Annotated in this window: 7 protein-coding genes; 6 read left to right on the plus strand and 1 reads right to left on the minus strand. The window is 60.5% G+C overall.

Features of this window, described 5'->3' with window-relative positions; all coding sequences use genetic code 11:
- The 6 genes from AC1DLB_RS12795 to ureC form a co-directional block, all read left to right on the plus strand.
- Positions 1-593, plus strand: a 593-nt coding sequence (locus AC1DLB_RS12795; protein WP_477785079.1) for an urease accessory protein UreD, incomplete at its 5' end; no start/stop codon positions are given.
- Between the two features lie 48 nt (positions 594-641).
- Positions 642-944, plus strand: coding sequence for an urease subunit gamma (gene ureA, locus AC1DLB_RS12800; RefSeq protein ID WP_007937143.1), 303 nt, complete (start codon positions 642-644; stop codon positions 942-944).
- Between the two features lie 9 nt (positions 945-953).
- Complete coding sequence (locus AC1DLB_RS12805; protein WP_018928451.1) at positions 954-1,487, plus strand: GNAT family N-acetyltransferase; 534 nt, start codon at positions 954-956, stop codon at positions 1,485-1,487.
- 6 nt (positions 1,488-1,493) lie between these two features.
- Entirely contained in the window at positions 1,494-2,027 is a 534-nt protein-coding gene (locus AC1DLB_RS12810) for a GNAT family N-acetyltransferase (protein ID WP_018928452.1), read from the plus strand.
- Complete coding sequence (locus tag AC1DLB_RS12815) at positions 2,027-2,335, plus strand: urease subunit beta (protein WP_018928453.1); 309 nt, start codon at positions 2,027-2,029, stop codon at positions 2,333-2,335. Before AC1DLB_RS12810 ends, AC1DLB_RS12815 begins: the two co-directional genes overlap by 1 nt.
- A gap of 184 nt (positions 2,336-2,519) precedes the next feature.
- Positions 2,520-4,220: an urease subunit alpha gene (gene ureC / locus AC1DLB_RS12820; RefSeq protein WP_477744190.1), complete on the plus strand. Its 1,701-nt coding sequence runs from the start codon at positions 2,520-2,522 to the stop codon at positions 4,218-4,220.
- A gap of 67 nt (positions 4,221-4,287) precedes the next feature.
- On the opposite strand, the gene AC1DLB_RS12825 is transcribed toward ureC, so the two are convergent.
- The coding region (locus tag AC1DLB_RS12825) for an NEL-type E3 ubiquitin ligase domain-containing protein (RefSeq protein ID WP_477785080.1) at positions 4,288-8,858 on the minus strand (4,571 nt) is incomplete at its 5' end.

The following is an 8,858-nucleotide window of genomic DNA, read 5'->3' on the forward strand; positions in this document are numbered from 1 at the left end:
CGCAAATCACCAGCCCCGGCGCCGCCAAGTGGTATCGCGCGGCCGGGCCGGCATATCAGAAACTCGACTTGCACGTTGCCGCCGGTGCTACGTTGGAGTGGCTGCCGCAAGAGACGATTATCTTCAGCGCCGCTCAGGCTGAACTCAGCACGAGCATTGATCTTGAGGGCGATGCCCGGTTGTTCTACTGGGACGTGGTCGCGCTGGGGCGTCCGGCCAGTGGCGAGCGCTTCGACCTCGGGCACTTCCAGGCCCACCTGGATATCCGCCGCGACGGCCAGTTGCTCTGGCACGAACGCCAGCGCATTACCGGGGATGACGGTTTGCTGGACTCGCCGATCGGGCTGGATGGGCAACCGGTGTTTGCGACGTTGCTGGTGACCGGAGAGATTGATAGTGAATTGCTGGAGAAGTGCCGCTCGCTGCCCAATGAGGTGCGCGGGGATCTGACGCAGCTACCGGGGCTGTTGGTCGCCCGGTGCCTGGCCAGCGAGGCGTTGTTGGCACGGGGTTGGCTAATTGAATTGTGGCGATTGCTCCGGCCTGCGTTGCTCGGCCGCGAAGCCGTTCCGCCCAGAATATGGGCCACCTGAATACGCTCCTACAGAAGACTTTTTAACTGCCGATTATGGATTTCTACGATGGACCTGACCCCACGCGAAAAAGACAAGCTGCTGATCTTCACCGCCGGCCTCGTGGCCGAGCGGCGTTTGGCTCGCGGCGTGAAACTCAATTACCCGGAGGCCATGGCCTACATTTCCGCGGCGCTGCTCGAAGGCGCGCGTGACGGCCAGACCGTGGCCGAGCTGATGCACTACGGCACCACCCTGCTCAGCCGCGAGCAAGTGATGGAAGGCATCCCGGAAATGATCCCGGAGATCCAGGTCGAAGCGACGTTTCCCGACGGCACCAAACTGGTCACCGTTCACCAACCGATCGCCTGAGGCTGCGCCATGACTTACCACATCCGCGATGCGCTGCACGCCGATCTGCCGGCGATCCGCGACATCTACAACGACGCGGTGCTCAACACCACGGCGATCTGGAACGAACAGGCCGTGGACCTGGGCAACCGCCAGGCCTGGTTCAGCGCGCGGCAAGCCCAGGGCTATCCGATTCTGGTGATCGTCGACGGCGACGACAACGTACTCGGCTACGCTTCATTCGGTGACTGGCGGCCGTTCGACGGGTTCCGCCACACGGTTGAGCACTCGGTGTACGTGCGCAACGACCAACGCGGCAATGGCCTCGGCCCGCAACTGATGGCAGCGCTGATCGAGCGCGCCAAAGGCTGCAACAAACACGTGATGGTCGCCGCCATCGAAAGCGGTAATAGCGCCTCGATCCGGCTGCACGATCGGGCCGGTTTTGTCGTCACCGGCCAAATGCCGCAGGTGGGTACCAAGTTCGGCCGCTGGCTGGACCTGACCTTCATGCAACTGATCCTCGATCCGGGCGCAATGCCACCCGATCCCCACAAGGAGTGATGCCCCATGAACGCCGCCCAACTGCGACGCGTCAATGTTGAAAGCTTTGCGCACTATCGTCAGGGATTGATTGATCTGCTGCTCGACGCCGTCGGCTATGGCGCCAGCGTCGGGTTCATGGCGGATCTGGACGCCACCCAGGCCCGAGCCCATTTCGATGAAGTCCAAGACAACCTGAACAAAGGCAACGTGCTGCTGTGGGTGGTGGTCAAGGACGAACAGGTGCAGGCCAGTGTGCAACTGAACCTGTGCCAGAAAGCCAATGGGCTGAATCGCGCCGAAGTGCAGAAACTGCTGGTGCGTGAACACGCCCGTCGTCGCGGCCTGGGCCAGCAGTTGATGCATGCCCTGGAGCTCGCCGCCCGCCAGCACAAGCGCGGCATGCTCTACCTCGACACCGAGGCCGGCTCCCCCGCCGAAGACTTCTACAAGGCCCTGGGTTACACCCGTGCCGGCGAAATTCCGGACTACGCCTGCGACCCGAACGGGCGCTACAAACCGACCGCCCTCTACTACAAGATTCTCCAAGGAGCCCAGTGATGATTCCCGGTGAGTACCAGATCCAGCCCGGCGACATCGAGCTTAACGTGGGCCGACGCACTGTCAGCCTGAAGGTGGCCAACAGCGGCGACCGGCCGATCCAGGTCGGCTCGCATTACCACTTTTTCGAAACCAACGACGCGCTGACCTTCGACCGCGTCGCCAGCCGCGGCATGCGCCTGAACATCCCCGCCGGCACCGCAGTGCGCTTCGAACCGGGGCAGAGCCGCGAGGTCGAGCTGGTGGACCTGGCCGGGCATCGCCGGGTGTTCGGGTTTGCCGGCAGGATCATGGGCGACCTCGACTGACACGCAAACCCTGTGGCGAGGGAGCTTGCTCCCGCTCGAGTGCGAAGCGCTCGCAACACAGCTGGTGCGATCTATCTGAATAATCGGAGCGGCAGATTTTACGACTGCTGCGCAGCCGAACGGGAGCAAGCTCCCTCGCCACAATGGACCGCGGACTACCGCACTTCACTTTCAAGGCAAGCGCATGAAAATCTCAAGACAAGCCTACGCCGACATGTTCGGCCCCACCGTCGGTGACAAGGTCCGCCTGGCCGACACCGAACTGTGGATCGAAGTGGAACAGGACTTCACCACCTACGGCGAAGAAGTGAAATTCGGCGGCGGCAAAGTCATTCGCGACGGCCAGGGCCAAAGCCAACGGCTGGCACGCGATGTCGTCGACACCCTGATCACCAACGCGCTGATCATCGACCACTGGGGCATCGTCAAGGCCGACGTCGGCCTCAAGGACGGGCGCATCGCCGCCATCGGCAAGGCCGGCAACCCGGACATCCAGCCCAACGTCACCATCGCGGTCGGCGCCAGCACCGAAGTGATCGCCGGTGAAGGCATGATCCTCACCGCCGGCGGCATCGACACCCACATCCACTTCATCTGTCCGCAGCAGATCGAAGAAGCGCTGATGAGCGGCGTCACCACCATGATCGGCGGCGGCACGGGACCGGCCACCGGCACCAACGCCACCACCTGCACCTCCGGGCCATGGCACCTGGCGCGCATGCTCCAGGCCGCCGATGCGTTCCCGATGAACATCGGCCTCACCGGCAAGGGCAACGCCAGCCTGCCAGAACCGTTGATCGAGCAGGTCAAGGCCGGCGCCATCGGCCTGAAGTTGCACGAAGACTGGGGAACCACGCCCGCGAGCATCGACAACTGCCTGACAGTGGCCGACCAATACGACGTCCAGGTCGCCATCCACACCGACACCCTCAACGAGTCCGGCTTCGTCGAAACCACCCTCGCCGCSTTCAAGGGSCGSACCATYCACACCTATCACACCGAAGGTGCTGGTGGAGGTCATGCGCCGGACATCATCAAGGCCTGCGGTTTCGCCAACGTGCTGCCGAGCTCGACCAACCCGACCCGGCCGTTCACCCGCAACACCATCGACGAGCACCTCGACATGCTGATGGTCTGCCACCACCTGGACCCGAGCATTGCCGAAGACGTGGCCTTCGCCGAAAGCCGCATCCGCCGCGAAACCATTGCTGCCGAAGACATCCTGCATGACCTCGGTGCCTTCTCGATGATCAGCTCCGACAGCCAGGCCATGGGCCGCGTCGGCGAAGTCATCACCCGCACCTGGCAGACCGCCGACAAAATGAAGAAGCAGCGCGGTCCGCTGCCACAAGATGGCGAAGGCAATGACAACTTCCGCGCCAAACGCTACATCGCCAAGTACACCATCAACCCGGCGATCACCCACGGGATCAGCCATGAAGTGGGCTCGGTCGAAGTGGGCAAGTGGGCGGATCTGGTGCTCTGGCGTCCAGCGTTTTTCGGGGTAAAGCCAACGCTGATCCTCAAGGGCGGTGCCATTGCGGCCAGCCTGATGGGTGACGCCAACGCGTCTATTCCAACGCCGCAACCAGTGCACTACCGCCCGATGTTCGCCAGTTACGGCGGCTCGTTGCATGCCACCAGCCTGACCTTTATCAGCCAGGCCGCGCAGGAGGCGGGCTTGCCTGAAGCCTTGGGGCTGAAGAAGAAAATCGCGGTGGTCAAAGGCTGTCGCGAGGTGCAGAAAACCGATTTGATTCACAACGATTACCTGCCGAACATCGACGTTGACCCGCAGACTTATCAGGTTAAGGCCGACGGTGTCTTGCTCTGGTGCGAGCCAGCGGATGTGTTGCCGATGGCTCAGCGTTACTTCCTGTTTTGAGATTCGGTCAGGCATAAACCCGGCACGAGGGGTGTCATTCTTCGTACCGGGTTAGCTGTTTCTCAGGTCAATCCGTTGCTGGTGCGTTCATAAAGGCGATGTCCACCCTTTGCAGTTTCGCCCGATCCATCGCCTGTTGGGTCAGGGTTTTAAGCAGCGTTTTCATTTCGATATCGATCAGGTTCAACTCGGCGGCATAGGCTTGGTCAGTCATGACCTGGCCCGGAGCAATTTCGCTTTCCAGCTTACCCAGTTCAGCGGCGAGTACCCGGAGCTCCTGCTTCAGATCGGCCTTTGCCTGCAACGAAAGGTTCGGTTCGGAGGCCCTCTTTTCAAGCGCCATGTAAAACTCAGTCGTTGCATCGATTCGGTGCCTGAAAACCTTGAAGGCGCTTCGATTTGTGCCCCGTAGGTATGTTTCCCAGAACGGTTGTTCGATGATCGAATCACGCAGTAAATCGCCGGTTTCCAGCTCCATGACCCGCTGATACGCACTCTCGATCATCTCGGGAGTCACACCGGTGTGCGTGCGAAATTGCAAATCACGGGACTGCCAGGGCAGGTCCAGTCGCTCTGCCAGATCCGTCATGTAAGCCAGGTGGACCTCGACTTCATCGATACTTCCCGACACTGCGCCCTCAGCATCGACAGTCCTGAATTGCTCACCATTTTCCAGGCGCTCGGCAACCACTTTGTGGGCGATCCGGCTCAACTCGTCCAGCCGCGACTTGCCTCTGGCCAGCTGCACCAGTTCGGCCTCCACCAGGCCCGGGTTGGCCAATGCGTAAGCCTCATGGATCAGCACTTCTACGCCCATCGCATTGAACAACTGCGCCCCGGCGTCAACACAGTTAGTGACCTCCTCCCTGCCCATGACGAAAAGATTGCGCCGCAGCTCGCTGTCCTTGGACATGGCCTCCAGCATTCGCCAGAGCTTTTGCGTCATGTCCACCCTGAAGGCTTTGTCGGTTCTGAAGGCGGTTGATTGGGTGAGCTTCCTGATCTGATTGAAAAAAGGCACTGAGCCGAACTCATCCTCAACGCTGTTCCAAACATCCTGTTTGGCCACCCACTCAGGTCGCGTCAAGCCTTCCTCCCAATCAAGACTGTCGCGCACGCCGCGAGGCGGATACGGACGATCGGGGTCCAGGCCGACGGACCGGATATAACCTCTGAGCGTTTCCAGGTTCTCGGCCGACAACCACGGCGGATCGCGATTCAATACCGTGCGCGCCAACAGCTCCGCGGAGGCTGAGCCGGGCGTAACCTGCGGGATAACGGTCAGTTCGTTGCGCTGCAGGCTCAGGTAAAAATGCCGGAACCTGGGTTGAGCGAACAGCCCCTCCGGCCAGGTATCAATCCCGGTGTCACCCAGCATCAGGGTATGCAGCATGCGCATCCCACCGATATCGGGCACTCTCCCCAACGGGTTTCCTTGCAGATCCAGACTTTTCAGCCGGGAGAGCCATCTCAAATAGGTAGCTCCCTGGGCATCCAGCACAATCCGGTTATCACCGAGGTTCAGTTCGGTCAGCCCACGCATTCGCCCCACCGCACGAGGAAATTGCGTGAGCTGGTTACCGGTGAGATTCAGCGAACGGAGTTTCGGAAAATGAACCAGAAACGTGACGTGGGCATCGTTCATTCCAGTGCCCAGCAAGTTCAGGCTGGTGACGTGCTGAAAATCGGCTTCCAACAGAGGCATGCTTCCCAAGTGTCGCCCCAGGGGAACGTTTCTGAAATCAAGCGCTGTCCCGTACATATTTCCCAAAGGGTCCACATCCCTGGGCCCGGTGTGCTGCCAGCACTGGCGAATGGTTGTGTAGATCGAGTTTCGGGTCTGCCATTCGGCAATGCCGGCAGGGCTGTACCTGAACGCTTCGGTGGGTAAATTGAGCCAGTGCCGGAAATTGGCATTGAGACGATCGAACTCCGCCTCCAATGCGCTTGCCCGCTGTTCCGGAGTAACGTCGTCGCCCCCGCCGTCCAGGTAAGCCTGGGCCTCGGTTTCCGTCCAGCCGGGGCGTACACTCCTGACCCGCTCCTGCGGCGTCACTCGGCCTGTCAGTTGTCGAATGCCCTGGGGGGCAAACATGCCACCGCGCAACTTCATCGCTTCGGGATCGTAGGCGGGCTTGCGCAGAGGGTTGTCCGCCAGCATCGGATGCAGCTTGTCACGCGCCAACGGGGCATTTTGAACACTGCGTTTGAGGTTCGCGCCTTGATAGATCTCGTACCCCAGCGCTTTGCGTTCGGCGTCGGGCAGAGCGTGCAAGACGGATGAAAAAAGATCGTCGGCACCCCGCAGATGGTTATCCTCGGCATCCCGCGCTTCATAGCCCTCGTCCGTGCTGACCAGCACTTTGCGCGTACGTGCGTTCTCCGGGCCAATGCTGTCGCGCAGGTGCCCGGTGAACGAATGTTCGCGAACTTCAATGCGCACGTCGCCCGGCCAGTTCGGCAAGGTTTCCAGGGTGTGCAGCGCCAGCCGTTCCGTATCCGGAGCGTGCATCGAGTCAAGGAACAGCCCTTCATAGGCGCGCGCCAAACGTACTTCCAGCAAGGCCGCCCGCACCTGTTGCCGCAGATGCAAGGCAATGCGCTTTTGTTCGGCCAGTGCTCGCAAATCCGCCGGAGCAGCGGCGGCCAGCAGTTCCTCGGCCACGCCGTCGGGCAATTGTGCAAAAGCATCCTGAAGCACCCGCACATTGGCATTGTCTGATGGCGACAGACCGCTCCGTGGCAGCTTCCCCGTGTCCGACCACGTCTTGAACCGTTCGATCGTGTCGACCAGCAACGCCGGCGGTGCTTCGTTTTCGACATGCAGCCGACGCAGCACATCTGCTTCGACGCCACTGGCGATCCGGATCTGCTCAAGCGTTGCATCGTCGAACGTTTCTACCCTCGCCCCCAACCGCCGCATGAGCTCGGTCGAGGTCCATTCGACAGGGCGGTCGAGCTCGGTATGCCAGGTGCCTGCGCCATTGTGTTCAAGCTTCGGTTGGTAGGCCATCGCTCGATCCGGATGGAGAATCCGCGGTTGCCCCGTGAGTGGATCGTCTTGCACCGCAAAGTATTTACCGCCGATCGACAGGAATTCCTGATCGTTGTGCAGATACAGGCCTCGCTCGTTTGGCTTCGTACCCGGACTCAGACTGACTTGATGTTCATACGGACTCAGGTCCGGATTCCAGAGACGGGTCTTGCCGTCAGCGAGCACCACCGGCTTCAGCTGTTCGACAAAAGATGAAGGCCGGACCGCTGGCGCTGCGCCCGTGGGTAAAACATGCCCTGCCGCCATGATTGCCAACTGGGCAGCATTGATCAGGACRCCGCACAGAAGCGCCGACGCTTCTTCCTTGTCTCCCTTGCTCCAGTCCTCAATGCCCTCCATGGTTTCGAGCAGCATTTGCCCGACCATCACGCCCAACATGGCCTCCCCCAGGCCAGGCACCAGCATTGCGCCGAAGTTGAACACATTCCAGCCGATGTTCGCGTAACTCCTCAGCCGCGCCCAGCGGGCATTGGCATCTTCATCGCCAGTGGGCACGGCGATATGTCGCGCATCGGCGATGGCCTTGTCGCGCCGCCATCGACTGAACTGAGGCCAGAGCGCGCCTTCGATCACATGGGTGATCGGTTCTGCGTCGGGGTTTTCCACTGCGGTTTCCCGCCACCATGGCCCCATGTTCAACGGCTCCCGCTGCTGCCAGGTGAAGGTGCTGAAGCGCTCCCTGACGCGAGCGAAAAACCTGCCCTGGTCTTTTTGCGGTACGAACCGACTGAAGAACTGCTGATAGTCCGACGAGCGCAACTGGCTCGTCAGCTCCTTCATGAAGTCGGTGAAGGACGAATATTCCTTCAAGGGATGTTCAGGGTCGTCAGGTACGTAGGCGATCAAGGTGCCATCGAGCCGGCTCTGCGTAAAAATATCGTTCCTGCCCAGCACCTCGTCGACCACACCGCTTGGCCCGTTGGCAAAAAAGGCCTTGAGCAGTTTGAATTGATCAAACTCCTGCCCGGGTAAAATGGCCAGTTTGCGCGACCACTCCAGCATTGTTCGTTGGTCTGCCGGAACCAGGCTGTTGTAGATTCGCTTTACTCGTGTCGGATCAGCCACTGCACTGAACAACACGATACCCGACAGCTTCACGCCCAAAAGAGTCAGCCGATGAGACTGTAACGGGCGATTGCCCATCGTGATGTTTGTCTGGTTGTCTCGCAGTTGCTGCAACTTGCCATATGCATAAGAAGTGATATCACTCTTCAAATAGGCAATCAGCGCTGACTCATTGAACGCGGCCTTTTCGGTCCCGATGAAGTGCTGCTCAAGCGAGGCCTTGGCATCAACCGCCGAAGGGGCCAGCAACCCTTTGATGTGCCGCTGATATTGCGCACCGAGATCCAGATCCCTGCAAAGGCTCGCAAAACTTTCGATGGTCAATGAATGGCGCCTCAGGGCTCCTTCGGCGTCGGTAATGAAAATGCCGGAGCCATCACGAAAGGCGCCAGCACGGGTTTCAGAGTCCTCGAAGTTATGGAGGGCGGCCTCCAGCAGAGTTGACTGCCTGAGCCGACTGGCATTGGTGTCGACGCCAAAACCCAGGAGGGCCGGAATATAAAGCCGTACCGATGTCG

It is taken from the genome of Pseudomonas sp. 05N434 (assembly GCF_056396965.1).